The organism is Vulcanisaeta sp., assembly GCF_049966235.1.
Classification (GTDB): Archaea; Thermoproteota; Thermoprotei; order Thermoproteales; family Thermocladiaceae; genus Vulcanisaeta; species Vulcanisaeta moutnovskia.
In genome coordinates, this window is the sequence record NZ_JBMFVA010000012.1 from 20,558 (window position 1) to 45,076 (window position 24,519).

At 41.0% G+C, this 24,519-nt stretch carries 27 protein-coding genes; 10 read left to right on the forward strand and 17 right to left on the reverse strand.

Features of this window, described 5'->3' with window-relative positions; all coding sequences use genetic code 11:
- Positions 1 to 5 precede the first annotated feature (5 nt).
- Both ndhC and ACP5L5_RS07705 read right to left on the reverse strand, forming a co-directional pair.
- Positions 6 to 401, reverse strand: coding sequence for an NADH-quinone oxidoreductase subunit A (ndhC, locus tag ACP5L5_RS07700; RefSeq protein WP_428762812.1), 396 nt, complete (start codon positions 399 to 401; stop codon positions 6 to 8).
- A gap of 44 nt (positions 402 to 445) precedes the next feature.
- Positions 446 to 895, reverse strand: coding sequence for a RecB-family nuclease (locus ACP5L5_RS07705; RefSeq protein ID WP_428762814.1), 450 nt, complete (start codon positions 893 to 895; stop codon positions 446 to 448).
- Between the two features lie 78 nt (positions 896 to 973).
- Between ACP5L5_RS07705 and ACP5L5_RS07710 the strand changes: the two genes are divergently transcribed.
- Positions 974 to 2,131 carry a CBS domain-containing protein gene (locus ACP5L5_RS07710; RefSeq protein WP_013605459.1) on the forward strand — a complete coding sequence of 386 codons (1,158 nt, stop codon included), beginning with the start codon at positions 974 to 976 and terminating at the stop codon, positions 2,129 to 2,131.
- 114 nt (positions 2,132 to 2,245) lie between these two features.
- Here ACP5L5_RS07710 and ACP5L5_RS07715 read toward each other — a convergent pair whose 3' ends face one another.
- Entirely contained in the window at positions 2,246 to 3,169 is a 924-nt protein-coding gene (locus ACP5L5_RS07715; protein WP_428762817.1) for a hypothetical protein, read from the reverse strand.
- A 326-nt stretch (positions 3,170 to 3,495) separates the two neighbouring features.
- On the opposite strand from ACP5L5_RS07715, the gene ACP5L5_RS07720 reads away from it, so the two are divergent.
- A complete protein-coding gene (locus ACP5L5_RS07720) occupies positions 3,496 to 3,771 on the forward strand; it encodes an RpoL/Rpb11 RNA polymerase subunit family protein (RefSeq protein WP_013605457.1) in 276 nt (91 codons plus the stop codon).
- Between the two features lie 43 nt (positions 3,772 to 3,814).
- Positions 3,815 to 4,396, forward strand: a complete 582-nt coding sequence (locus ACP5L5_RS07725) for a hypothetical protein (protein ID WP_428762819.1) — start codon at positions 3,815 to 3,817, stop codon at positions 4,394 to 4,396.
- Here the strand turns inward: ACP5L5_RS07725 and ACP5L5_RS07730 are convergent.
- Positions 4,346 to 4,597 carry a hypothetical protein gene (locus ACP5L5_RS07730; protein ID WP_428762820.1) on the reverse strand — a complete coding sequence of 84 codons (252 nt, stop codon included), beginning with the start codon at positions 4,595 to 4,597 and terminating at the stop codon, positions 4,346 to 4,348. The genes ACP5L5_RS07725 and ACP5L5_RS07730 overlap by 51 nt on opposite strands.
- A gap of 94 nt (positions 4,598 to 4,691) precedes the next feature.
- Here ACP5L5_RS07730 and ACP5L5_RS07735 point away from each other — a divergent pair, with 94 nt between their 5' ends.
- Positions 4,692 to 5,678 carry a winged helix-turn-helix transcriptional regulator gene (locus ACP5L5_RS07735; RefSeq protein WP_428762822.1) on the forward strand — a complete coding sequence of 329 codons (987 nt, stop codon included), beginning with the start codon at positions 4,692 to 4,694 and terminating at the stop codon, positions 5,676 to 5,678.
- On the opposite strand, the gene ACP5L5_RS07740 is transcribed toward ACP5L5_RS07735, so the two are convergent.
- Complete coding sequence (locus tag ACP5L5_RS07740; RefSeq protein WP_428762824.1) at positions 5,665 to 5,850, reverse strand: hypothetical protein; 186 nt, start codon at positions 5,848 to 5,850, stop codon at positions 5,665 to 5,667. The two genes, ACP5L5_RS07735 and ACP5L5_RS07740, sit on opposite strands and share 14 nt — an antisense overlap.
- Positions 5,851 to 5,979: 129 nt before the next feature.
- Between ACP5L5_RS07740 and ACP5L5_RS07745 the strand changes: the two genes are divergently transcribed.
- From ACP5L5_RS07745 to acnA, 3 genes are read left to right on the forward strand one after another with little or no spacing between them, the layout of a single operon-like run.
- Positions 5,980 to 6,633: a hypothetical protein gene (locus ACP5L5_RS07745; RefSeq protein ID WP_428762825.1), complete on the forward strand. Its 654-nt coding sequence runs from the start codon at positions 5,980 to 5,982 to the stop codon at positions 6,631 to 6,633.
- A gap of 40 nt (positions 6,634 to 6,673) precedes the next feature.
- On the forward strand, positions 6,674 to 8,116 hold the full coding sequence (locus ACP5L5_RS07750) for a hypothetical protein (protein ID WP_428762827.1): 1,443 nt from the start codon (positions 6,674 to 6,676) through the stop codon (positions 8,114 to 8,116).
- A 53-nt stretch (positions 8,117 to 8,169) separates the two neighbouring features.
- A complete protein-coding gene (acnA, locus tag ACP5L5_RS07755) occupies positions 8,170 to 10,884 on the forward strand; it encodes an aconitate hydratase AcnA (RefSeq protein ID WP_428762828.1) in 2,715 nt (904 codons plus the stop codon).
- A 143-nt stretch (positions 10,885 to 11,027) separates the two neighbouring features.
- Here acnA and tpiA read toward each other — a convergent pair whose 3' ends face one another.
- From tpiA to ACP5L5_RS07780, 5 genes are all read right to left on the reverse strand, one after another.
- Complete coding sequence (tpiA, locus tag ACP5L5_RS07760) at positions 11,028 to 11,699, reverse strand: triose-phosphate isomerase (protein ID WP_428762830.1); 672 nt, start codon at positions 11,697 to 11,699, stop codon at positions 11,028 to 11,030.
- 133 nt (positions 11,700 to 11,832) lie between these two features.
- The gene (locus ACP5L5_RS07765; RefSeq protein ID WP_428762832.1) at positions 11,833 to 12,282 is read right to left on the reverse strand and encodes a hypothetical protein; all 450 of its coding nucleotides are present in this window, start codon (positions 12,280 to 12,282) and stop codon (positions 11,833 to 11,835) included.
- Positions 12,283 to 12,314: 32 nt separating this feature from the next.
- Positions 12,315 to 12,749, reverse strand: coding sequence for a hypothetical protein (locus ACP5L5_RS07770; RefSeq protein WP_428762834.1), 435 nt, complete (start codon positions 12,747 to 12,749; stop codon positions 12,315 to 12,317).
- A gap of 144 nt (positions 12,750 to 12,893) precedes the next feature.
- Positions 12,894 to 13,748, reverse strand: a complete 855-nt coding sequence (locus ACP5L5_RS07775; protein ID WP_428762836.1) for a metallophosphoesterase — start codon at positions 13,746 to 13,748, stop codon at positions 12,894 to 12,896.
- A 51-nt stretch (positions 13,749 to 13,799) separates the two neighbouring features.
- The gene (locus ACP5L5_RS07780; protein ID WP_428762838.1) at positions 13,800 to 14,522 is read right to left on the reverse strand and encodes a ParA family protein; all 723 of its coding nucleotides are present in this window, start codon (positions 14,520 to 14,522) and stop codon (positions 13,800 to 13,802) included.
- Between the two features lie 83 nt (positions 14,523 to 14,605).
- Here ACP5L5_RS07780 and ACP5L5_RS07785 point away from each other — a divergent pair, with 83 nt between their 5' ends.
- From ACP5L5_RS07785 to ACP5L5_RS07795, 3 genes are read left to right on the forward strand one after another with little or no spacing between them, the layout of a single operon-like run.
- Positions 14,606 to 15,085: a PaREP1 family protein gene (locus ACP5L5_RS07785; protein WP_013605446.1), complete on the forward strand. Its 480-nt coding sequence runs from the start codon at positions 14,606 to 14,608 to the stop codon at positions 15,083 to 15,085.
- Positions 15,086 to 15,126: 41 nt separating this feature from the next.
- Positions 15,127 to 15,516, forward strand: a complete 390-nt coding sequence (locus tag ACP5L5_RS07790) for a hypothetical protein (RefSeq protein ID WP_428762840.1) — start codon at positions 15,127 to 15,129, stop codon at positions 15,514 to 15,516.
- Between the two features lie 46 nt (positions 15,517 to 15,562).
- Positions 15,563 to 17,017: a DUF402 domain-containing protein gene (locus ACP5L5_RS07795; RefSeq protein WP_428762842.1), complete on the forward strand. Its 1,455-nt coding sequence runs from the start codon at positions 15,563 to 15,565 to the stop codon at positions 17,015 to 17,017.
- A gap of 8 nt (positions 17,018 to 17,025) precedes the next feature.
- On the opposite strand, the gene ACP5L5_RS07800 is transcribed toward ACP5L5_RS07795, so the two are convergent.
- The 7 genes from ACP5L5_RS07800 to ACP5L5_RS07830 all read right to left on the reverse strand — a co-directional run bounded on the left by ACP5L5_RS07800 (position 17,026) and on the right by ACP5L5_RS07830 (position 24,487).
- Positions 17,026 to 17,706: a translation initiation factor IF-6 gene (locus ACP5L5_RS07800; RefSeq protein ID WP_013605443.1), complete on the reverse strand. Its 681-nt coding sequence runs from the start codon at positions 17,704 to 17,706 to the stop codon at positions 17,026 to 17,028.
- Between the two features lie 34 nt (positions 17,707 to 17,740).
- Positions 17,741 to 18,784: an energy-coupling factor transporter transmembrane component T family protein gene (locus ACP5L5_RS07805; protein ID WP_428762843.1), complete on the reverse strand. Its 1,044-nt coding sequence runs from the start codon at positions 18,782 to 18,784 to the stop codon at positions 17,741 to 17,743.
- Positions 18,774 to 20,435, reverse strand: coding sequence for an ABC transporter ATP-binding protein (locus ACP5L5_RS07810; protein WP_428762845.1), 1,662 nt, complete (start codon positions 20,433 to 20,435; stop codon positions 18,774 to 18,776). Before ACP5L5_RS07810 ends, ACP5L5_RS07805 begins: the two co-directional genes overlap by 11 nt.
- Positions 20,436 to 20,443: 8 nt before the next feature.
- A complete protein-coding gene (locus ACP5L5_RS07815) occupies positions 20,444 to 21,217 on the reverse strand; it encodes a hypothetical protein (protein WP_013605440.1) in 774 nt (257 codons plus the stop codon).
- 157 nt (positions 21,218 to 21,374) lie between these two features.
- On the reverse strand, positions 21,375 to 22,925 hold the full coding sequence (locus tag ACP5L5_RS07820; RefSeq protein WP_428762847.1) for a radical SAM protein: 1,551 nt from the start codon (positions 22,923 to 22,925) through the stop codon (positions 21,375 to 21,377).
- A gap of 5 nt (positions 22,926 to 22,930) precedes the next feature.
- The gene (locus ACP5L5_RS07825; RefSeq protein WP_428762849.1) at positions 22,931 to 23,611 is read right to left on the reverse strand and encodes a hypothetical protein; all 681 of its coding nucleotides are present in this window, start codon (positions 23,609 to 23,611) and stop codon (positions 22,931 to 22,933) included.
- Positions 23,612 to 23,668: 57 nt separating this feature from the next.
- A complete protein-coding gene (locus ACP5L5_RS07830; protein WP_428762851.1) occupies positions 23,669 to 24,487 on the reverse strand; it encodes a tRNA pseudouridine synthase A in 819 nt (272 codons plus the stop codon).
- Positions 24,488 to 24,519 lie beyond the last annotated feature (32 nt).

Sequence of the window (24,519 nt, forward strand, 5' to 3'; positions counted from 1 at the left end):
TCGCGTCACCTACCACTTGACCTTCTTATAAATTCTTTGGGATACGCAATTTTTAATGCGTATTTATAACCAACATAGATACTGGGTAGAGTTATTACTAGTATCGCTAGTATTATGTAGGTTATTGGTAGTGCCATGACAGTAGCTGATGACAAAATTAGTAGTATTACTATGATCGGCTCCATGCCTAGAAACATGATTAGAAAACCTACGTATTGTATTGGGAACACGTACCTGGCCTCACCAACTGGTGGGTTACCAGCCTCATATCTCTGAAGCTTCGATATATTTGGATTCCTAGTAGCAATCCTCTTTGCTATGTATATTATTGCAGCATCGGTTATTAGGGCTATCACCACGAGTACTATCAGTATTGCTAATGCATCAATGAATGCTGACATCGTGATCGAAAGAATTAGCAATGAGGCATTTTTAAGTAATAACCTCATTCAATGCATTTATCAAGTACCTTATTAAGTGCTAATGTTAATAATGCCGTACTACCCACATCCCTACCAATAACCTTAACTTGCTGCCCCAAATTCAATTCGCTCTGCATAAATGACTGATCGGAAGCCTGGACTATCATTAAAGTCCTACCCTTAATATTATCCATAGGATTACCCCTCGTACTCAGGAAGTAAATTGAGTCGGGTCGCAATAACTCAATGGCATCCTTAATATCTGGTAGCACTATTAATGTAGCCCCTGATTTAAGAACAAGCCTAAAGGCCTCAGGTATTCCCTGCTGTGCTGCTGTACCCACAGCCTTAGTTACGACTATCGTCTTTACACCAAAGCCAAGTGATACCTTTATTGCATCAAGAAGTTTCTGAACACTGGCTGGATTATGAATCACAGGGATTGTATCGCTGAGGATTTGTTGGCAATCCATCGTGGCCGTATCTTCCATCCCTATTTATAAAAATTATACCCAATTAAATTATTAAAGGCCTAATCAAGTATTTCCTCAATGAGTACACCACTTGTTAGTGAGCTCATGGACCATGCAATAGTTATCGCAAAACCTAAGGACATTGTTTCCAAGATAATTTCAGACATGAAGGATTATAAGGTTTGGGTTGTCCCCGTCATTAATGAGAACGGTAAATTAGTCGGTACCCTGAGCTATAGGGATTTACTCGAACGTAGGATTAGTCTCAAATCTAAGGTCTCAAGTGCAATGTCGCCACCATATTCAATAAACCAGGATTCAGACCTGATAAAAGCCATGGCAAAGATCCTTACATTGAAGGTTAGGGCCTTACCCGTTGTGGATTCTGGCATGAACCTTGTTGGTATTCTAACTAGGGAAAAAATACTAAGGTACTTAGTTAATGGTAAGTTGTTACCTCGAATTACCGTATCATCAATAATGTCTAAACCTGCGATTACTATTGACGCCAATGAAGCCGTGGCAAGGGCTAAATGGCTTATGATTAGGCATGGAATAACACGCCTACCAGTACTTGAGTCAAGTAAGCTCTACGGTATAGTTTCAATGCGCGACATAGTTGAGCGTTTATACTACGCATCAATACCACGGCGCAGTAGGAGGGGTGACGTTGTTGGCACCGAGGATGACATACTCGCGGCTCCCGCGAAGGCAATAGCAACTACGCCAGTAATAACCGTTAGCGAGAGTGATGATGTCTACACCGCGGTTAATTTAATGCTTGATAAGGGTATTTCTGGAATGCCCGTGATTTCTGGGGAATCCGTGGTAGGGGTCATCTCAAGTTATGACGTTATAAGGGCTGTTATTAGACCATACGAGGAGATACCTGTAGAGGCTAAGCTCGCTGAAATTGATGAAGATGTTAAGCCATTGGTTGAGAAGGTAATTTCAAATTACATTGCCAAGATAAATAGGATGACGAATGTGATAGACATGAAGATAAACATCAAGAAGTACGAGAAGGGAGGTGAAGAGAAGAGAAGTAAGTACTCCGTCCACATAATGCTTAAGGACAACGCCGACACGTACACCGTTAACGAAGTTGATTGGGACCCAGTCAACGCGGTTAGGTATGCCTTTGAGACATTGATTAAGAGAATTGAGAGGGAAATAAATAGAACAAGGGATATAAAAAGGAGAGGAAGACTACGCGGAGGACCTCCAGGTGAGTAAAAAACTAATGATGTAAGTGATGAACGCACCCTTTAATGACTGATGATTACTTCGCCAACGACTGATATAAAGGTAAATCACTGAAGTATTAAGAACATACAAAGACCTGATCCATTAATGAGAAGCATTAGATGTTAGGTTATGGAAGATAGGCGGAAATGGTATTAACGGTATTGTTATGTTCCCGATATTTGTGTTCAGCATAACATATCCATAGGGTAATTCTGCATCGTTTGTTGGAAGCGTGTAGTTCACTGTACATATCGTTGATGCTGAAAATGAAGTTTCTAACCGACTAGATGGCATATCTACGATAAACAATGTAGAGAATGTACCTGATCTAGTCGGTAGAGAGAAACCAGCAAAGCTCATTGGATTTATAACTAAGGATTTACTTAAAATGCATGAGGTTAACAAAGAACCATTATAGGCGTACATCTCATAACTAATAATCGTCATTGAACTTGATAATGGATCCATAACACGTAGAGAGAACAATGATCCCTGAGTTAGCCCGTAAAATGCAATACCCATTGGTTGTTTCATCGGAATGACCTCGATTATCGATACGTTGTATGTAACCCCAGGTAATCTTAAATTGGCTAGTTCATTGGTGAGTATTGTGATTGTTATGTTTATATTCGTTATGTTATTCATGGACGAATTAAATAAGTTAAGTATTACTGGTAGTGAGACTGTGGTTTTTGGTGGTATTATGAATGCCATCGGATATGGTAGGAATGCCTGATATGGTATTGGTGGTTGTATGGTAATTATGTTAATTGTAATATTCATTAATTCATTTGTTGGGTTCGTTATGTTTAGATACAAAGCCACGAAACTATAATTCCCATATGTGGAAATATAAAGCATGGGTTTCGTCAATGACTCGTAATACTCCGATACGCTCCTTAACATGCCCGTTCTTAACGCATTAACTTCATTCTTTAATGAGATGACAATCATGCTCAGATAAGCACCAATAATCACAAGAATCACTGTCAAGACAACAATAACATAAATGCATAAATTGGACATAGTGGTTAGGTAAAAATACGACCTAGTTTTTAAACACTGCTAAATTAAGAGTTGTTCCTTATGGTATAATAATAATTATTATTAACTAGTAAGTACTATAAGTGCTATTGGACTTATTGATATTATCTATTTTTGAAAACGGTATTTGAAGTGAAGCCTTGTGAAGCTAAAATTAGAAGCATCAAAAGTGAATAAAGTCAGTCGGTACGTGAATTCTTCACTCGATGTCAGTTCCGGGGGTTGTCATCACTTAGATATATGCTCAATGTATTATTTTTAAGCTAGAGCTAAAGCTTTTATTTTACTACCTATTCCACAGTGAATTCGTGATTAAAATAAGTATTGTTAAGGCTGAGGACAACTACCTGGAGGCTGTTGTCCAGGGTGAAACATACACGTTATTCGCGCCGTTGATTGAGTACTTACTCAAGAGACCTGATGTTGAGTATGCGATGTATGATGTAGACCACCCATTGACACAGAATGTTCGGTTTAGGATAAAGACCAAGGGGAAACCACCACTTGATGTTATTAAGGAGGCAGTAAATGAAATATTAAAGGACGTTGAGGAGCTAGAGAAGGGATTTTTAGGATCACCGTAAATGCCTCAGGGCGATTAAAATAATTAAGGGTGGTGGTCCATCATTGATCTATGTATTTGGCGAACCACCTCAGTGGTTGATTGATGTAGTTAAGGAGTTAGATGAGGATATCGTTAGGGTTAATGATTGTAATGTGCCTCCACATAGTGTTATAATTTCTGTAAGTAATCCATGCATGGCTAAAGGCTCCGTCGTCATATCCTTACTACCCTATGGAGAAACAATACCTATTCAAAGGGGCACTGCAAGGGGCATATTATCAACCATAATAAATCTCGTTAAAAGAATTGGTAATACGAGGAGTATTGATGAGGCATTATTATTACTAGGCCTTGCTAAAACCGAGGTGGTTAGCACTATTGGTATGACCGAGGTAATTGTTAAGGACCGGGTAATCCCTGGTTCAATATATACAATCACAGTGCTAAATACTGGTGAAGGTAAATGCACAGTAGCGTTAGGTAGGGGTACTGCCAGAGGGACGTTGATTCTTGATTCATTAATAACTTTGTTATTAAGTAATGGTGGTGATATATACATTGCAAAGGGCGATTTAGTGCTTGAGCTTATGGCATTATCCATGATCTTCAACATTAACCTTACTCATTCTAACCCTCCTTATTAGATTAATGGCTGAGAGGATTGTTGCGGCACCATTTAATATTAGGAATATGAGGTTCCAATTAAGTGCTGAGTATGCCGTCAGTAGGGCGCTGCCTATTAAGTATGGTATTGTTAACCTAAGTGGTGGCACATCACCTAGTGCGAGCACCCAACCTACCGCAATGAATAGTAGTCCAAGTACCCCCACAATCATTGTTAGCATCCTACATGGTTAATTACTCGCATTTTTAAGGCATACATTATCGAGGTAATCATAGTAAAAAATAAATTCCTGTAGCATTCTATAATTAACAAAGATGAGAGGTCTGTTGATAACAATGCCTAGCGTTGTTGGTGAGGTTAAGAAGTTAATTAATGATTACTCATCATTTAATGTAGTCACTGAGCTGAGCGATGATGTTAGTAATTACGATGTTATAGGTATTATTGGGACAGACAGGTTCATAATCATGAACCTTCATAAATTAAATTCATGGGAGGGCCCGGTCCTCACCGTGGGTTTTGGACTGAGCTTCCTGAATTCCGTGGACATCGCAAACCTGGATAAGGCCTTATCGACGATAGTGAGTGGTAGTTACGATGTTGAGGAGATACTCAGGCTTTCCGTGAACGTGAAAGGGAAGAAACTACCAAATGCAATAAATGAGGTCGCCATTTTCCCAGCTAAAAGCGCAATAACCCTTGAGTATAGCTTGTACGTGAATAATGAGTACCTATGGCATGATGTCGCCGATGGCCTAATAATATCAACGCCCACGGGCTCCACCGCATACGCAATGTCGGCAGGAGGCCCATTAATACACTCGAGAGCCCAGGTCTTTGAGATAGTGCCCGTTAATAGTACGAACCTAGCCCGCGTACCAGTAATTGTACCCAGCGATTCCGTAATTAGCATAAAGGACCTAATTTCCAGGTCCAGGATTGAGGTGATAATAGACGGCAGTATTAGGACCTACGTGAGTAATGAGACTAAGATAATGCCTGGAAAGCCTCTTAAGCTTGTTAGGGTTGGTGGCGTTTCGAGTACGGTTGGTCGTTATGAGAAGAAGGTAAGCCTTCTAGCCAATATGGATCTACCACCAAGTGCCAAGTTCATACTTAAGATTCTTGAGTACGAGGGTCAGTTAACGCAGAGGGAGATTGTTGAGAAGACAATGTTACCCAGTAGGACTGTTAGGAACGCATTGAGTATTTTGATTAGGAAGGGATTAATTCAGAGGCAGGTAATTATTAGGGGTAATAAGGAAGTTATTGTTTATTCATTAAAATCTACTGAGCAATGAGTTCCTGTCTTAAGACCCTGACCATCGTACACCTAATACTCCTTACATCACCCTTACTTATGGCATTACTAAATAACACCAACTTAACGTGATTTCTCGCACTTACAACAATCCTGGGCCACATTATTAATTGCCCATAGGTGATGTATCTCCTTAATTCATGTCTCATCATACAATTAATACTTCATAGATTATATTAAAAAGCAGTTTGTAAGATGCAGAATCTGCATATTTTCCATAGAACAATATTATCATTATGAACCATAAATTTAATAAATTCTATAATAGTGATAGAATATTGATGGCTATTAATGATGAATCCAAGAAGGTGAACAATGAGGAACTCATTGAGGAAGATCAGGATTTCATAAGGAGGATAATAGAACCATCGCCAGCCATTGTTAGGGTTCATTGTTATAATTGTAATTTCGATAGCGTGAAGATACCTAATGGTGTGGAGTTTAGGTTTAGGTTATTAATGCCTTTCATGGCGGCCGTGATTAGGTACAGACAATTCATTAAGGACCTACTACTGCTTGATTCAAAACCTGTAATAACCGCAATTTACCAATCAAAGGTTAAGGAAAAGAGAACCGAAAGACCCGTGGTCATTATTTACGGGGAAATAAACCCAACAAAGAGAATATGGAGGGTATTAAGCATTTATAACCTAATCCTTGATGATTATAAGGACTCCATCGTTAAACAATTCAACATAATAACAAAGAAGGAAATCTGGCATTACCACCAAAGCGTCTCATTAAACGGTAAGACACAACACATAGGTATAGTACTGGCCAACAAGGTATTGATTAGGTACCTAACAAGGTTCGGTGAGGATGGAGCCTCAGTGAAAATGGTATTACTAACACCCGACGGTATACAAACGAGGAGACTACACGTTGACTCAGAGGAGGAGGTCACCGCTGAGGAGAGGTCCATGATTGGCGAATGACCAATAAAATTTAAATACTAAATAGCAACAACTTAATTTTATGACAAAGGGTAACTGGAAAACCATAAAAATTATAATAATGATGGCGATAATACTAACAATAACACTGACAGCAAATACCTTCTTATCACAACATGATTACACCCATGTACATAAACCCTTACCAAGACTGGCACCTGCCGCATCACTTGTTGGCGCCTTTACCTACGTATCTAACTTTGAGAACGTGAATGAACCACCCAGTTATTATGGGTGGATAAGCATTAATGGGCAAGCGCCAGTAATAGTTACGCAACCCAACTACTGGGGCGAACCTGCACTGGAGTCTACGGCCTTAAATGGCGAACCTCAGATTGATATTGTTAATCCATCATTAATAGTTAGGGGTGATCAATTCCTATCCTTCCAGGTGGCGATTTATTACGGTGATGGTGGTAGTGGATTCTTTGGTTTAGTGAATAGTAATTATGAACCAGTCGCCATAGTTGGTATTGCTAATGGTTATGTGTGGGCTGGCCCAAACCTAACGGACTTAAAGCCTGTGGTTCCCTTATTAAGCCTATCAAATGCGCTTTACCCACCTGGTTGGGTCTTCATAATGGTTAACGTATTCAATGCCAGCACACCGTATAATAAAACCGCTGGTTGGGTTATGCAGGTATTTGTTGATCAGACTGATGAACCCCCATTTGAGGTTTCTGTTCCTGATGCAGGTAATTACTACACGGTGGTCATAAATACTACCAGCGGGACTGTTTATTACACGGACATTATAGTCACAAGCCTCGAGATACCAATATACCTGCAGAAGTATAATAATATGGAGGGTTATGGGCAGGGATCAGGCCTACTCACTACCTTACTACCACCATTTTATAACTTAACTGCACTCGTACTACTTAGGTACTGGAACACGCCACAGGTTGGTATATTGAGCTTTCAAATAAATGCCATGAATCACTACGGAGCCACCAGGTCATCTTGTGTCGGCTTCTTCCAAATAGGGGTTGACCTTGACCCGAATGGTACGATTGCGCCTTGGTACGTACCCGGTAAAAATTGCTTTGCTCATTATTACTTTAACGAGACAACGATGAATCCCGCAGTATTGCCTGGCATACAAACACCCAATAATACATTACTAAGGTTAATGATTTATTACAATATGAGCACCAAGGAGATAATTTTTGAGATTTATGACTATAACACAGATCAACTCTGGGTGCATGAGATACCATATAGTGGAACACCGTTTTACGCCACATATACACAACTCGAGTTCCAGTACGCATACACTAAGTATCCAATATATGATTATATATTTAATGGTACAATGTTCGACATACAGGTAACATTCCTAAACGAAACAACTAAGACGTTACCGGCAAACTACATGACACCATTCGAATTAAGCGCACCACCAACCTGGGATCTAACGTACTATAACGTCAATGCCTCTGGCTATAATCAATTCGCAAGGTAATCCCGTTAATTAAAGGGCAAATATTAAAAATCACATGAATTAATTATACCCTCGTGGCCAAGAACCTACCCAATTTATGGAATACTTTGAGCGTAATGGATGTTGGTGGCATCAAGGTTCGCTATTACTCATTGAAGGCACTTGAGAGAGAGGGCTTTGACATTGCCAGGTTCCCATACACGATTAAGGTCTTCATAGAGAACCTGCTCAGGAATTACGATGGGCAGGCAATTACTGAGGAAGATATTGAGAATTTACTGCATTGGAACCCGAAGAATCCAGGTACTAAGGAGGTCCCAATAAAGGTTGCCAGGGTCTTAATGCAGGACTACACGGGAGTACCTGCCCTAGTTGACTTAGCCGTGATGAGGGAGATAGTGGCTAAGTACGGTATTGATCCAAAGGTCATTAATCCGCAGGTACCGACGGACTTAATCATAGACCATAGCGTACAGGCCGACTACTGGGGTAGGCCTGACTCCGTTAGGCTAAACATTAAGCTTGAGGTTGAGAGGAATGCGGAGAGGTATGAGTTCCTTAAGTGGGCTCAGAACGCCTTCAGGAACTTCAGGGTCTTTCCACCGGGCACTGGCATCATACATCAAGTGCACCTTGAACATATCGCCAGGGTTGTGATGACGGAGAACCTTGAACATAACGAGAGACTTGCGTACTTCGATACCGTGGTCGGTATGGACTCCCACACAACAATGATTAATGGACTTGGCGTTGTTGGCTGGGGCGTTGGTGGCGTTGAGGCTGAGGCTGCACTCCTTGGTCAACCAATAGCTGTACTTCCACCACAGGTTGTCGGCGTTAATTTATATGGCAAACCAAGACCTGGTGTTACGGCGACGGACATAGTGCTACACATAACTGAGACTCTTAGGAAGTACAATGTTGTTGATAGGTTCGTTGAATTCTTTGGTGAAGGTGTTAAGGAGTTACCAGTTCCTGATAGGGCCACCATAGCCAACATGGCCCCTGAGTATGGCGCAACTACCGGCTTGTTCCCAGTTGATGATCAAACATTGGCATATCTAAGGCTCACCGGAAGAGATGAATGGTTAATATCCCTAGTAGAGAAGTACTTCATGGAGCAAGGTGTATTTGGCGTATCAAAGGAAGGCGACATTGAGTATAGCCAGGTAATTAGTATTGACTTGTCCACAATTGAGCCTAATCTGGCTGGTCCATCACTACCATGGCAAAGGAGGTCGTTGAGTGATGTCCCTAAGAGCCTTGAATCTATTATTGAGGATAGGAACAAGAAGAAGAACACTAGTGGTAGGAGGAAAGTTGTTATAGAGGTTGATGGAAAGAAGGTGGAGCTTGAAGATGGGTTTGTGGCCATAGCAGCAATAACAAGCTGCACAAACACAAGTAATCCATACCTATTAATGGCGGCTGGCTTAATCGCTAAGAGGGCTGTGGAACTAGGCATTTCGCCTCCACCCTACGTGAAGACCGTGCTCGCTCCAGGCTCTAGAGTCGTTGATGAATACCTAAGGAGAGCTGGTTTACTTCAGTACCTAGAGAAGATTGGGTTCTATGTAACTGGCTTTGGATGCATGGTATGCATAGGCAACACAGGTCCATTACCCGAACCAGTACTAAGCGCGATTAGGAATAATGACTTGATAGCTGCCGCTGTACTCTCAGGCAATAGAAACTTCGAAAATAGGGTACACCCAGATGTTAGGGCTAATTACCTAGCGTCACCACCATTGGTGGTGATCTACGCTCTTGCCGGCACAGTTAATAAGGACCTAACAAAGGATCCAGTAACATATACAAATGATGGCAAGCCAATATACCTAAGGGATCTGTGGCCTGGTGATGATGAGATCAGGAGCTATGTGGAGAGGTACGTGACTCCAGATGAGTTTGTGGAGAAGTATACAAAGATCGGTGACTTAGTACCTGATGAGTGGAATACACTAAAGGCACCGAGCGGTGACCTATACCAATGGAATCCAAAGAACACCTACATAAGGAGACCACCATTCTTTGATGACTTTGAACCAAACAAGCTCGTTGAGGTTAAGGATATAATTGGCGCAAGGGCATTATTAATACTCGGCGATAGCATAACCACGGATCACATATCGCCAGCAGGCTCAATACCGGTGGACTCACCGGCTGGTAAATATCTATTGTCACTCGGGGTAAAGCCCAGTGATTTTAACACATTCGGCACCAGAAGGGGTAATTGGGAGGTAATGGTAAGGGGCACATTCTGGAACAAAGGTGTTAGAAACAAGATGGGTGGTAAAGTAATTGAGGGTGGATATACAATTCACTGGCCTGATGGTCAATTAATGACAGTGTTTGATGCTGCCATGAAGTATAAGGAGGAACATGTACCATTAATAATACTGGCTGGGCAGACTTACGGTGCCGGTAGCTCAAGGGACTGGGCGGCTAAGGGCCCGAAGCTTCTGGGCATAAAGGCGGTTATTGCAAAGAGTTTCGAGAGGATACACAGGAGTAACCTCGTAGAGATAGGCATACTACCGCTCCAGTTCATGGAAGGTGAGGATGCGGACAAGCTTGGTATAACGGGCGACGAGACATTCGACATAATAGGACTATCCCAGGGATTAAAGCCTAGGCAAACCGTTGAATTAGTCGTACATAAGCCCGATGGCAGGGTCATAAAGACAAAGTTGCTTGTGAGACTTGATACGCCAATGGAGGTTCAGTACTTCCTGAACGGAGGTATACTACAGTACGTACTTAGGCAAATAATAAGGAAATACCGTTAAAAGGACGCACATTCATGGTTATAAAAATCATAATCATCATAAAATTAACGGCAATTACTCATTTTTCTCTAACAGTAGGAAAAAGTTCCGCGCCGGAACTAAGTTTCGTTACGGAACCGAAATGAACATAGCTAATTACTACTCTAGTGTAAAGCCTTCGCAAGCTCCATAATCTTCTGTCTCCAATCCCTAGCCCTAACAATTGCGCTCGCAACCAATACACCCTGTGTGCCAAGCTCTAGGGCCTTCTTAACATCTTCGTAGTTTTCAATACCGGCTCCCGTAATCACGGGAATGCCTGGGTTAACCCTCTTGATGAGCCCCACGGTCTTCACAATGACGTCAGGCTTCTCCCTACTCACAGCCTTACCCGTACCAATGAGCTCAGGCGGCTCAACAGCCACAGCCGTTGGCTCCAGGGCCGCGGCAGCAGCGCTTGTGTATGGGTCAGGCGCGCACACGAGGGTCTCCAGACCAAGGCTCTTCGCCCTACTAACGAGCCAACCAAGGTCGTTAAGTAACAACCTATTCTCACTATGGTTAAGTATTACCCCCGAAGCCCCAGTCTCCTTAACGAACTCAAGTGGTACATGGCCAGTCCTAGCCCCAGGCTCTACTGGGTCAGCACCCTGCGCATATACCGGTATTCCCACATTCTCGGCCACAAGCCTGAGCTCAGTGACTGGTGGGGCTACGGCAATGGACACGCCTAACTCCCTGGACACCGACTCGGCAACCTTGGCAAGCTCGAGAGCCCTCTTACCGAGTACCTCAGGGTATACCTTCATGTTTATAATTAGTATTGGCAATCTCATACAAACGGTGGGAATCGCGCTAATTATTAAATTATTAACCTTGCATAATCACACAATTACATAACCGCACCACAATAATCTTACTACATGAGAGATAGAAACTTAAATTAAAAAGTGTAGGAAGCCAATATTACTAAATATGCGTTATATTGCCACTATTTACCCCTGAATAATTAATTCTATTCTTCTTACACTTTTCATAAAGAACCATTGATAAGACCCAAATCGGCACTAAGCCGAGACCCACTATTAATGCCGTGATAATTGTGGTATTAACCCATTGAGGCACATGTAAATTGAATGTTAAGACTGTGAAGGATGCAAGAAGGGTTCCCGAGACATAGAAGCCGCTTAGTCCGTAGAGCCAATTAGCAATTTTACAATTAATTCCATACCTCCTCATGATCATTGTACCAATAATGAGTGCCGTAAATATTAAGAATGCCTCAAGGGAAGCTAGGGCAAAGCCGTAAAACACGCCTATCGTTATTAAGTTAAGGAGTCTCAGGACAAGGCCAACACTAAGTAGTCCGAGACCTATGGCAGCGATTATTAATATCCAACGCAAATCATTAATTCTCATAACCCTACACCTATTAACTAACTTATGCACCATTAAGACTTGCCTGCACAGTATCTCCTCATGTGACCGTAGGTATAGAATCCAATGAAGAAGCTACTACCTGTAAGTGTAACGAGTGCTATGGCTAATGGCGAATTCATTGTTAAGTGAAGAATTGAACCAACAATACCTACCATGATTAATAAAAGTGCTACAACGCTAAAGAACCAATCCGCCAGGTTCTTAATCGCCTCGCAGTTAATAGTTGGTCTATGTCTTCTTGCAATAATATATGCGCCTAACATTAATACAATCCCTATTAACAGTAATTCTATGGATAGTGAAATAAATCCTCCGTAAAATCCATCATTCAACATATTAATGAGCTTTAGTGTTATGGTTGTACCAAGTAAAACCACACCAATCACCGAAAAGACTATTCCAAACCTAAACTCCCTATTCAATTCACGTGGCTCTAAATACTTCATATATAATAAGTAAGTCACGTAGTAAAATTAAGACTTTTCATATCAATATGACCCACTTGGCAGATAACTCGCAATAATTGAGTACAGTACTTGACGCTAACTTACGATAAAATGCACCTACTTTAACGTTGGGTTTAATGGCATTTAAAGCCAATTAACATCGTAACTGCTCTCGCCAATTTCCTCCCTGATTTTAGCGAGTATGTCCATTGTGCCGAGGTACGTCATATCCGTTAGGTAAACCTCAATGTTACCTAGTATCTCCCAGGTGCGTGCATAGTGGAGTATTGTTTCGACTTCGACGAGATCCTTTGGGAATATTTCGAACACGTCCATGCCCACGGTCAATGGGTTAAATGTGGGTAGTACTATTATGTTCATGAGGTCCGTGGTGTCTATTTCGGTGTTATACATGTTTTTACCGAACACGGACTTATCAACGCGTATCTTTACAATGACGGGTGACCTCATTACATAACCTGTCACGTCCTGTATGAGTATGGCTGGGTGAGTGTGTCCCATTATTATTGCGTCGGCATTCATGAAATCCTCAATCCTAGGCTTTGAGTTACCGTGAAGCAGGAGGAGTTTTTTCCCGTCCTTACTCCTCATTACGAAGCCCCTCGAGTCGATTAGGTACACGTTAGGCTTCACGTCACTACTCAATATTAGGTCTAGGTTACCATCATGGTTGCCCTTAACAAGGACCACCTTATTGAACTTACCGCTGACCCTGTTTAGGAATTCCCTAATCTCCCTGGCACTCTCGACTATACTGGCTATTTCATGCTTAACATCACCGAGTATCACCAGCGATGTTGCTCCGGTTCTCTCGGCAAAGTCCAGGACTAACTGAGCAATCCTAGCTGACTGGCTCGGTATCCTGACCCCCTTCTTACCAAGCTCAACCTCTAGGCCGACGTGAGTATCGGCAATAAGTAGCCACCTCTCGCCATCCTCAGAATCCACTGTAATACCTCGAAACTCCTCAACGGACACCGCATTAATGACTAATAATTAATGCCTTAAAACCATTTTGCGTAACAACTACTAACTTAGAATCTCCCTAATTACGTATGACAAAGCCTCTTTAACGCCAACACCATACTGACCAGCACCATCATGAACCCACCGGATGACCCAGGGATCATAATGAATAATACTGGGCTCCAAACCACTGAGCTTACCAACAACAGCAACCCACTGCCTACCCAGGGACTCCCTAAACATATTAATCACAGGGCGACCAACATTAATCGAAAACCTCCTAACAAAATGCACCAGGTTCCTCAGGGCAACCACCGAGCCAAGGTCCTGAATACCCACTGGATAAACAATATCGCACTCATCCAATGCCTCATTCAGCACGCTATCTAGGCTTGGCTCAAACGATGGGAAATCAATAACCACATGATCAATCCCAACCCTATCAATCAAATACTTAATCAAAGAGCCTAACCTCTCCTTAAAATCTCCGTACTCATTAATAAGCGCTAAATCACCATGACCAGAGGGTATTAGGTAGACGGGACCATGCTCTGTTGGAATTACGTGAATGACCTCATTAACCTTAGATACATTAATTACGTAGGTAGCCAGGGTATGCCTCGGTATATTACCAAGTAGGTTGAGGGACGTGCTTGGGTTGCCCATGGCTAGGTCGATAATGGCTAGCCTAATGCCGAGCGCAGGTGCAGCCTTAGCCGTCAGTATTGTTAGCGTGCTCTTACCAACACCACCCTTCTGGCCTGAGGCAATGCACTTAATACTCACGTCAATATAGTAACACCCCAATTAATAAGGCACTAACGTTATTACGAACAAACATTTTTAACTCCGCATCAACAATGTAAATCGTGGAAATACCAAAGTTGATAATCGACGAGGCTGAGAGAAAGGGAATAGACATAGTGGACTTAATAGCCAAGGCACTATCACTTGACCCATCAACAACAAGTAAAGCTCACCTTGAACTTGCCGAGAAATTCCTAAATGAGGGTAGGGAACTCATTAGCAAGGATCCTGTGCAGGCCAGCGAGAAGCTTTACAAGGCCGCTGAGGAGGCCATTAAGGCAATAGCCATAACCCTAGGCCTAGATGAGGCAAAGAAAGCCTCTGAGATTGGTAGGTGGACGGCACAGCTATTATTTGATGCAGTGGATAATACTGCCGATAGGCTTAGCAGAAGGGAGGTTAGGTGGTGGTGGGGACGAGCGTGGTTTTTACACGTTGAGGGATTTCATGAGGCAAGGTTAAGGTCTGACCAGGTCAGGAGGGACTTACCCGACATAGAGGCTCTTGTAAACCTTGCAAAGAGTATTTCGGGAACCAGTTAATGGGGAAACATTTAATTGAGTATTGTTCATTACTTTAGTATATGAGTAGTCAAGGGTTTAATTGCGGTAATGCCGTAATGAGTAGGAGGTTTATGATTGTTTACCTAGTCGTTGCTGTGTTCTTTTTAATTACATGGATAATTAACACGACTAATTTCATAGGGTTGGTGGCCTTTTTAGTATTCCTAGTGCTTTCCTTTGTTGCCGTTAAGCCGCCGAGGATACAAAGTACTGAGGAGCGTAAATGGCGTATCATATTTAGTGTACTTATGGTTCTATTTTTCATAGTTTGCTTACCACTATCTGTTTACATGGCCGTTAGGCAGCCAGTCATTGGTTCAACGCTTATACTTGCATTCCCATTAGCAATCTCAGTGTTGTTTCTTGGCTTAATAATTGCCTCGTACATTAAGTATGGTATTTGCCGTTAAATTACATGGTCGTAAATTATTTTAGCCCTTGATAAGTCAATTTTCTGTGAGTAAATATAGCTATAGGGTTAGGATTAGGGGTAAATACGCGACTGCAATTAGTAAGTTAGCGCTTGATCTTGGTTATACCATTGCGCAAGCTTCTGACGTGATAATCAGTAGGTTTAGTATCAATGTTGATAATTCTGCGCCTGACGTTACAATTAAGGACTCCGAGAGGATCCCTGGAGCGTTAACGGTAATGGGTAAGTGTGGTGTGGTTAATGATGTCGTTAATAACCTGCTCAGGGTTGTTGAGAATGAAGCCTTAACTTGGAAGTCCGTTGTTCCGCTTCATAGAGTTATAATGGGTATTGTTAATGTTAGTAATGGTAATTACCTTGTCGATATTGGCAATGGCATTAAGGCCGTGCTTAGAGCGCCAGGTAATGCATATAATGATGGTGATGTGATTCCAATAATCATAAGTAAAACGAGGGTTTACCCAAGCGATGAACTTGTTGCAATGCCTGGTATTAGGGTCGATACGGAGTATGTCTCGATAGTACCGGGTAGTGGTACAGTATTATTTAGTAGGCATATCAGGGAGTATGAGGCTAGGCAAGTGCTTCTTAAGGTTGGTCTTAAGTATGTCAGTAAATTAAGTGGATATAGCATTAAGTGGAGAAGTAGTGCCCAATTCCTAACTGAGAATGAGGCTGCTAGAGAGGCTGAAAGAGCATTGAGTATATTCAATGAGGTAAATGCTGCAAGTAGGTCATCCTCACCATACACTGTGCTTCAGGATGGCGAGTGTATTACTGAGATCATGCTTAATGGCAGGGCTAAACTCCTGCTTGATAATGTTAGGAACAACGTCATGCCAACAATAATGGGACATCACACATATAAGACACTGAGAAGACGCACTACATTACTCGATTTCGTTGAGTCATTCCTTAGTCATTGTAATGATAGGGCTGGGTTTAGTGCGGAGTTCATGAGGCAGTTGATGAGTAGAAGGCATAGGGTTGGTATTGTGCATATTAAGCCTAGTGGTGAGGTTATTAGGCTTGGTATTGCTGATGCACTTAAGCTTGAGCCTGGTGATATTGTTTTATTGCGTAGGTTGAGGGGTGGTGGCTATCTTGATGGCCTTGGGCTCCCTAAGGAGGAGGGTGATATTGCAATAACCTGTTCATCAGTGGGTAGTGAGTACCTAGTTCATGTTTATGCAGATCGTTCCTTGAGACCTAAGGGCATTTATGTGAATATTAATACGCCTATTGAGTACACAGGAGGTAATGTACTTTATATTGACCTTGTGGTTGATATTGTTAAGAGATGGGATTCTAATGAGGCCAGGGTTATTGACTATGATGAGTACATATCATATGTAAGTATGGGTGTAATACCAAGTAAGTTGCAGGTTAGGGTTGAGAAATTGATAAGTGAGTTATTGAGAAATATACATGGGCTTGGTGAGGAATGCATTAATAAGGCCAGGGAATTAATTAGGTAATGCCATGGTCATGCACCGCCTAGTGCCTGCATAATCCTAACTATTTCAAAGCCCGTGGTATCACTACCCACTAGACCACCATTGTTATTAACGACAAGCCCACCCCTGAGGAAACTCCTACCCCTATTTACAGTACCTACATTAACTGGCAATCCGAAGTAATCCCTAATCTTCCTCTCATCCTCATCCCTAGCCTCAGGGCTTAGTAAAACACCTCTATCGTTTGCCACTGCTATTGAACCAACCAAGTAGGTTCCGCAGATCTCATCGATAATAACCTCCGTACCCAATGTATCCCTTATTAAATCAATATATTCCTTTTCAATGATTGGTGATACCACGGTCTTCCTACTATTCGTTAATACCAGGTTTGCAACTGCGGTATATCTCGTGCGTATTACTGAGACGTTAAGACCATTCTTTCTTAACTCATTTACCTCATCCTCAGTTACTATACTTGGTACTAATACACCATTGTCATTTCCAATCATGAATATACCTATCAATGGTGATTTTGCAAGTGATGATTTAATTACTGTTGTACCTAGCGTATCTCTTATTGAGTTAATTACCTTATCAGGAACATCCATGGGAACAATAGTTAAGGTATTATTTGTAAATATATATACACCTATTGTCGATGTCCCGTAAATACTTAATGGCGCCACCTCAAACCTACGCCTACTCATTCATAATAAATACTTAGCTCCATATTAATAACTATTATGGGTTGTATGGCACGGCACCCATGCCAGGAAGCCCAGAGATATAAATACCGGCAATTAGCAACACGATTAGTAATGCAAGTACTATATAATCAATCCTATTCATCCTAATGTCCTTGTAATACGTCCTCCTCCTATAAGCCCTAAATGCCCTTATGTCAGCTGCAATGGCTATCTGCCTGGCATCCCTGAGCGTTAGTATTACTATACCCACGAGCGCCATTACCACAATCTTAATTATGAATAATGATTCGCCAATAAATGCCACTGGATTCCTACTCCTAGGCCTGAAGTCAATCCCCCTAGCCCTCAGTGAGTTAAGAACTACCATGGAGTTCTCAAGCACCTTAGGCACAGAACTCACAGCGAGTAATAATGTGAATCCAAGTTCGATAGGCAAACCGCTTTTTTCGAGAGATCTGAGTATATCCGAAGGTGGAGTACTGAAGATGAGCAGTAGCCCAGAGGCTATTGCCGCCACGGCCCTAAACGTTATTTGTAAGCCATATATAATGCCCTCCCATGTTAAACCAACTGGGTTATTAACGTAGCCAAGGTACGGTACATAGAATGTTCCAGTTCCCTGGGTTATGCCAAGCACCGAAAGTGATTGTGGAAATACGTATAGGAACGTTACATGGTGAAATATAATATGTAGGTATGAGTATGGGGCAAATATGGATTCAGTCCATGCAGTTCCTATAAATGAGGCCAGTATGAGGGGTAGCGCTACCCTGAGCTTCTCCCTAATATTGCTTAGTAATGCGTATAATGCCATGACGGCTATAAACATTATTGCCGATATCCACCAAATCGTTATTGCGGCAACAGTCGTAATTATTATCGAGAGCAGTATCTTAGTTCTGGGATCCATCCTATAAATTATTGATTTACCCTCAATAAACCTAAACAATGACATGTAGCCTTGAAAACCAATGAGCCTGAATATTAGGTAAACAACCAGTATCGGACCGTAAAGAAGTATTACTAATGTTATTATCCAATTAACAGCTGGGTTATACAGTAATTGGCTAAGCAACATTCGCTCTCACCCTCCTCATGCTGGCTGTTGGTTTACCGATACTTCGCGTAACCTCAAAAACCTGAGGCGGAGATATACCCCACTCAGGATGCTTATGTGACTCCTCAAAAACCTTCTCTGGCGTTCCGCTAAATGCCACAGTTCCATCATACATAACAAACGCCTTATCACTGTATTCCCCAACCTGTCTCATATTATGGGTAACCATGATTAGTGTCATACCTCTCTCCTCCTTTATTGTTAATATTAAGTCCATTAATGCAATACTCATTGCATTATCAAGGCCCCTTGTTGGTTCATCAAGAATCAAAATCCTAGGCTCGGCCACAAGGACAGAGGCAACACTAACAAGTCTTCTCTGTCCTACAGATAACTTATGTGGACTTTGATCAAGTAAATCACTAATATTCAGGTAATTAGTTATCCTCTTGATTCTATCCTCGGCCTCCTTACCACGAATATCTGCTAATTTAAGCGTAAACTCCAACTCACCCTTAACAGTACTTGAAAGAAGCATTTGATCAGGATCCTGAAATACATAGCCAATTAATCTAACCCTATCCTTACCGATTAACTTCGTGGAATCCCGTCCAAAGACTTGAATGTAACCAGTACTCGGTCTATAAATGCCTGCAAGTAAGTACATTAGTGTTGATTTACCACTACCATTAGGTCCTATAACACTTACGACTTCGCCATCACGTATTTCTAAATTAACACCTTTAAGAACCTCCTGTGTGCTGCCTGGGTATGTGAATCTCACGCTATTTACTGAAACAGCGATATTAGTGTTATTATCGTCTTCATGCCTACTAATAATTTCCAACTTATTTGCCACTCCAATTTCAAGAAATTCCTCAACAGATATTGGATAGTAATCCGAGTTCTTATTGATCATCCTATATAGCGTGGTTACCTGCGGCTCCTCAATACCAAGCTTAGTTAGGTCCTTAGCCACAGCCTTATGTGGTTCATCATCAATGTATATGACTCCATCCTTAAGACCAATAATCCTATCAACCATGCCGATAACCCTTTCAACCCTATGCTCACTCATGATAATTGTAAGTCCCTCATCATTCAGTTTCTTAACAAGACCAAAGATCTGCTCGGCGCCAACGGAATCAAGCATTGATGTTGGTTCATCAAGAATCAAAATCCTAGGTTTAACAGCGAGAACGCCAGCAATAACGAGCCTCTGCTTCTCACCACCACTTAGAAGGAATGTTGGGTGCTTCATCTTATGTGTAAGATTGACCAATTTAAGGGACTCAATAACTCTTCTTCTCATTTCCTCAGGCTCAATAGCTCTATTCTCGAGTCCAAAAGCCACGTCATCATCAACAATCAATGAGAAAATTTGACTTTCGGGTATTTGATATACAGTGCCAACTATTGTAGCCATCTCATGGACGGGGGTTTTTCTTGGATCATGATCAGCCACATTAACTGAACCCCTAACGGTCGCACTTATTATGTTTGGTATAACGCCATTTATTACGTTAAGCAACGTGGATTTCCCAGAGCCTGTTCTACCAACAAGGAGCACGAATTCACCTTCCTCAATTTCAAGTGATAAGCCCCTAAGAACAGGTTTATCGGAACCAAAATAACGAACAAAGAGGTTATTGATTTTAATGATTTTTGCCATACATCCCCCTAGGTCAGTACCTTCTTAATATAGTAAATGAATGGGGCAACCACGAGACCAAGTACAATACCAGCACCTATGCTGGCTACGGTTGTTATGAACCAAAAACTTGGTGTATACGAGATTCCAAGTACGAATGGTCCCCAGAAACCTCTCCACCAGAACGGGTATGCTATTGATATAGTGATACCACCCAATACGGCATCAATAATGAACAACGCCTTAGCAGGTTTCAACTCTTCCTCTAACTCCTCACTAGCTACAGATTCACTATCACCCGTCTTAGAACCAATTGCACCCTTAAAAACGCCTCTAAATGGCATCATGTAATACCTACCCCTATATATTAACCATAGATCAATTATTGCGGCATACGACGTAACCTCATAAAGGAACCAGAATGGTTCACCGCCGAAGCCATAATGAATAATATCAGAGAGAAGAGTGTAAATGAACATTGTTAATCCTGCAGAACCAGGTTTACCAACTAGGGCTGCCGCCAACATTACCAGGAACATCTCGCCAATGATTGGGTAATAGAAGTATGTTGTTACTGTACCAACCTTAGGTATTAATGGTGATATAAAGAAGTTATAGACGATAAGTAATGCAGCTATTAATGCTACGTAAACGAAGTCAATGGTCTTGAAATTACCGAAGGGTCTACCCTCCTTTGGTCTCCAGGCCCATGCGAGTAATGCGAAATAGAGCAGTATCCATATGAGTATGACGTACCAGGGTATTATTGTGTTCAGATTAAAGTGCACACCATTCCAGGTCATATGTTCACCACAGTGGCGCTAATGATTTAATTTAAAAGATTTACGTAAATAAAGTAACTATATTATTTAAAATTAAATATACTATTTAAACCTAGTTATATATTATAATTATTATTTGATTTATCTTGAAGCTATTTCAATTTTAAATAATATTATTTTAATTAATTGAAATACTGATATTAACTTCCTTAAGGTACCTAAGTAATAATACCTTGAGACTCTGTTCTTCAATACCTGGAATCCTTATGTGACTCCAGGGCAACTCACTATTAAGTGGCTTCCATGAATATACGTACTTATTAAGTAAATTCTCATATTTCCTAAGTAGTCTCCTCCAGGAACCCCTATCGAGCCCTGTTAATGAAGCCTCAAATACCAGGTCACCAACATCCCTATCCCCAAGCGATAATAAAGCCTGAATCTTAGCATCAAGTATATTATATGTTGAGAATTCAATGTATGTTCGTAAATCCTCCAAAACCTTAACCCTACTATTAATCACATCATCACTAGCCATTGGCAGCCACTGTAATGGGGTATGTGGCTTAGGTATCCATGGATTAACCGAGAGAGAATATTTAATACCAAGTCTCTTAAGTCTTAGTAGTAAGTTTATTATTGATTCCACATCATCATTAGTTTCACCGGGTAATCCAACCATGAAGTAAAGCTTCATGTGATCAATACCCGCATTCATCGCACTTATAACGATGCTAGCAATATCATCATCAGAGAAACCTTTACCTAATGCCCTCCTTAATCTCTCACTTGACTCAGGAGCTATAGTAAGGACTTTTTGGCCGCCCCTTACAATTAACTTAATCGTATCTTCATCTAGAGAATCAACACGTAGGGAAGGAACTGACACGCTCAACCCTAGGTTATTCACAAGAAAATCCATTAAGTCCTTAAAGCCTGGATGATCAGTTACGGAAAGCCCCATTAGTGATACTCCGTTAATTATTTTCTTATCTTTATTAGCATCTCTAAGCACTATATTCTTAATTGAATTGATGTTAGCATACCTAACAGGTCTTCCAATGAAACCCTCCATACAGAATAGGCAACCTCTCGGGCAACCTCTCATAACCTCAAGTATTGCTGAATGACTGAATACTGATTTAACATTACTGAGGCCTAGTTCAATTGCAGTATCATGAATTAATTTTATGGAATATGATAAGTCCTTAACAAACGCCTTACTTACAATATGCTTACCAAGTGATGGAATGTAAAAACCAGTTAGATTTACATATTCTTCAATATCCTTACCGTATTCCATGTAATGCTCCATGAACTTGGGAATTAAGACCTCAGCATCACCAATAAGTATTATATCAGCGAAGGGCGCCATGGGTTCAGGGTTAGCTATTAGCGTTGGACCGCCCATTACTATTAATGGATCATTAATACCTCTTTGAGAGCTATATGGGTTTATGCCACTAATCTCCATCATCTTTAGTATGCGTGGGTAATCAAGCTCATAATGCACAGAGAAGATAACCACATCAAAATCCTTAAGTGATCTTGTTATGGATTGTCCATTATTGCCTATGAATACGAAGTCTGCATATACATTAGGATACTCACTCAGTAATTTCCGGATTATATGCACTGATAATGATTGGAGCGCAACCCTTATGCTAGATGGATATGCAATGGCTACTTTAATCATTCCTTTCCTATATGATTTATAGTAAGTGGTCATTATTGTTATTGTGCTCCCTGGTATGGTTGTGATGAGTTAATCTTAACCCTAAGAATTACGAGCGGTTGATTAGAATCCTTTACTTCCATTATTCTTCTTAATAATCTTAGGCGTATGCTCGTTATATCAGTAATTATTAGTTTTATAATTCCATCCTTTCCATACTCATTAACAAGATCATTAAGCGTCGTCCTTAATATAAAATCAGAAACTACATCAAGGCTGCAAATCTCGTTCTGCCTTATTAGTTCGATCACAATCTCTCTACGTAACTTCTCGATTAGTTTCTTCGGAATATTCTTAAGAATACTATCAACATTAGCCATTAAGCTCGTATTATCATCAGAATTCACCTGCTCACTCTCACTGAATACTAACTTAACCCTCTGTCTCCACTTAACCATCCACCAACTAAACCATTCATCAACAATCTTCGTAATGGAATCCTCATCCCTTAAAATCCTCTTACATAATTCAAAGGATGCGTTTTCACTATCTAGGTTAAGCAATCCGAACTTATATAATAGGTAGTATCTTAAGTCTTGATAAGCATAGCTCGTAAGGAAATCCTGCTCGTTAGTATCTAGGTCCCAGGATAGGGAATTAATCCGTTGTTGAATCATGGAGACTAGCTTACGTTCACCAAAACCCTCCTTACAGGCCATTTCAATGTCGAAATATGCCACAAAACTCCCGTTTACTATTATTTTATTTATTATTTAAACATTTGGTCCATGTTATGTTTAAATATGAATAAATAATTTATTTATATCCATAAATTCATGAAGAATTTTTAAAATAACAAATGAATTCGATAATGAATTATGCCACCTATTAACTAGATAATTAATTGCGTATGAGACACCATCATCATGTAAGATCCACTTTGGTTCTTTAGCACCATAACTAACACTTAGTAATAATAGTCCATAAGGTGATGCAGGAGGTATTGGTCTCCTAACCTTTAACTCTATTAAATCCCTTAGCTCATCCAGTGTTAAGTTGCTTATGCCAACCATCCTAATTGCATTAACAATCTTCCTAATCATTTTATTCCTAAATCCCTTACCAACAATAGTAAAAACCAGGTAATCACCAAGTCTCTCAACATTAACGCTACTTATCATTACCGTGGTCGGCACACCCCTATCCTTAACCTGGAAATTAGACAGATCATGAACACCCACAAATAATTCCGTCGCCCTTCTCATTAGATCAACATCCTCGTAGAGCCAAGGCATTACATAAACGTACGTCCTAGACACAGCAGCCCTTGCATGAAAATCATCACTAACCTCAGCCCAAGCCCACACCCTAATCCCATTCGGCAACCTGGAATTTAACATACCAGGCATCAACCTAATGCCGTCATCATATTTTATCGAAATTACATTACCAACGGCACTAACCCCTGGATCAGTCCTTGAGGCCTTACTTAACCCAAAGTCCTTAATGAAGTACCTAATGGCCCTCCTCAGATAATACTCAATGGAGTTAGTACCACCCGTAAATCCGCTAAATAATGATCCATCATAAAGCACCTTAAAGGCCATTGTTGGCATTGAATATACGTATTTACTGGGAATTAAAATCA

Coding starts and splice junctions, on each gene's coding strand:
- ndhC (WP_428762812.1), bottom strand. CDS start 401: ATGTCAGCATTCATTGATGCATTAGCAATACTGATAGTACTCGTGGTG.
- ACP5L5_RS07705 (WP_428762814.1), bottom strand. CDS start 895: ATGGATTGCCAACAAATCCTCAGCGATACAATCCCTGTGATTCATAAT.
- ACP5L5_RS07710 (WP_013605459.1), top strand. CDS start 974: ATGAGTACACCACTTGTTAGTGAGCTCATGGACCATGCAATAGTTATC.
- ACP5L5_RS07715 (WP_428762817.1), bottom strand. CDS start 3,169: ATGTCCAATTTATGCATTTATGTTATTGTTGTCTTGACAGTGATTCTT.
- ACP5L5_RS07730 (WP_428762820.1), bottom strand. CDS start 4,597: ATGCTAACAATGATTGTGGGGGTACTTGGACTACTATTCATTGCGGTA.
- ACP5L5_RS07735 (WP_428762822.1), top strand. CDS start 4,692: ATGAGAGGTCTGTTGATAACAATGCCTAGCGTTGTTGGTGAGGTTAAG.
- ACP5L5_RS07740 (WP_428762824.1), bottom strand. CDS start 5,850: ATGATGAGACATGAATTAAGGAGATACATCACCTATGGGCAATTAATA.
- ACP5L5_RS07745 (WP_428762825.1), top strand. CDS start 5,980: ATGGCTATTAATGATGAATCCAAGAAGGTGAACAATGAGGAACTCATT.
- ACP5L5_RS07750 (WP_428762827.1), top strand. CDS start 6,674: ATGACAAAGGGTAACTGGAAAACCATAAAAATTATAATAATGATGGCG.
- tpiA (WP_428762830.1), bottom strand. CDS start 11,699: ATGAGATTGCCAATACTAATTATAAACATGAAGGTATACCCTGAGGTA.
- ACP5L5_RS07765 (WP_428762832.1), bottom strand. CDS start 12,282: ATGAGAATTAATGATTTGCGTTGGATATTAATAATCGCTGCCATAGGT.
- ACP5L5_RS07770 (WP_428762834.1), bottom strand. CDS start 12,749: ATGAAGTATTTAGAGCCACGTGAATTGAATAGGGAGTTTAGGTTTGGA.
- ACP5L5_RS07790 (WP_428762840.1), top strand. CDS start 15,127: ATGAGTAGTCAAGGGTTTAATTGCGGTAATGCCGTAATGAGTAGGAGG.
- ACP5L5_RS07800 (WP_013605443.1), bottom strand. CDS start 17,706: ATGAGTAGGCGTAGGTTTGAGGTGGCGCCATTAAGTATTTACGGGACA.
- ACP5L5_RS07805 (WP_428762843.1), bottom strand. CDS start 18,784: ATGTTGCTTAGCCAATTACTGTATAACCCAGCTGTTAATTGGATAATA.
- ACP5L5_RS07810 (WP_428762845.1), bottom strand. CDS start 20,435: ATGGCAAAAATCATTAAAATCAATAACCTCTTTGTTCGTTATTTTGGT.
- ACP5L5_RS07815 (WP_013605440.1), bottom strand. CDS start 21,217: ATGACCTGGAATGGTGTGCACTTTAATCTGAACACAATAATACCCTGG.
- ACP5L5_RS07820 (WP_428762847.1), bottom strand. CDS start 22,925: ATGACCACTTACTATAAATCATATAGGAAAGGAATGATTAAAGTAGCC.
- ACP5L5_RS07830 (WP_428762851.1), bottom strand. CDS start 24,487: ATGCCAACAATGGCCTTTAAGGTGCTTTATGATGGATCATTATTTAGC.